The sequence below is a fragment of the Veillonella parvula genome (assembly GCF_001553335.1).
GTDB lineage: Bacteria > Bacillota > Negativicutes > Veillonellales > Veillonellaceae > Veillonella > Veillonella parvula_S.
Map to the genome: position 1 here is coordinate 1 of NZ_KQ960778.1, position 523 is coordinate 523.

Annotated in this window: 1 rRNA gene; it reads left to right on the plus strand. The window is 47.0% G+C overall.

The annotated features are described in order from the left end of the window. Positions 1-152: 152 nt before the first annotated feature. A 16S ribosomal RNA gene (locus tag HMPREF1865_RS01360) occupies positions 153-523 on the plus strand; the annotation flags it as partial.

The following is a 523-nucleotide window of genomic DNA, read 5'->3' on the forward strand; positions in this document are numbered from 1 at the left end:
AGATCTTTGAAAACTGAACAATGATAGGTAATCAATCATATGATTGAACATATGCCAGAGTGCGGGTTTTGACATAGTCAAAACCAACCATAATTCAAAGTTACTTCAATGTAACGACAACAAATAATGAGCTATTCAAATAGCTTCAAGATATCTTGGAGAGTTTGATCCTGGCTCAGGACGAACGCTGGCGGCGTGCTTAACACATGCAAGTCGAACGAAGAGCGATGGAAGCTTGCTTCTATCAATCTTAGTGGCGAACGGGTGAGTAACGCGTAATCAACCTGCCCTTCAGAGGGGGACAACAGTTGGAAACGACTGCTAATACCGCATACGATCTAATCTCGGCATCGAGGATAGATGAAAGGTGGCCTCTACATGTAAGCTATCACTGAAGGAGGGGATTGCGTCTGATTAGCTAGTTGGAGGGGTAACGGCCCACCAAGGCGATGATCAGTAGCCGGTCTGAGAGGATGAACGGCCACATTGGGACTGAGACACGGCCCAGACTCCTACGGGAGGC